We start from the raw sequence: 288 nt of genomic DNA on the forward strand, positions 1-288 counted from the left end.
CTTACTGACGCTGAGTCAGATGCACTTACTGATGTTGAATCAGATGCACTTGTTGACGCTGAGTCAGACGCGCTTACTGAGTTTGAGTCGCTTGCGCTTACTGACGCTGAGTCAGATGCGCTTGTTGACGCTGAGTCAGATGCACTTACTGACGCTGAATCAGATGCACTTGTTGACGCTGAGTCAGACGCGCTTACTGATGTTGAGTCGCTTGCGCTTACTGACGCTGAGTCACTTGCACTTACTGACGCTGAGTCAGATGCGCTTACTGATGTTGAATCAGATGCA

The 288-nt window shown here is 49.7% G+C and carries 1 pseudogene; it reads left to right on the forward strand.

What is annotated here, in order from left to right:
• Window positions 1-288 (forward strand): annotated as a pseudogene (locus tag ACJQQZ_RS12585) (hypothetical protein); the annotation flags it as partial.

Origin of the sequence: Staphylococcus sp. KUGN1 (assembly GCF_045984185.1) — a bacterium.
GTDB lineage: Bacteria > Bacillota > Bacilli > Staphylococcales > Staphylococcaceae > Staphylococcus > Staphylococcus warneri_A.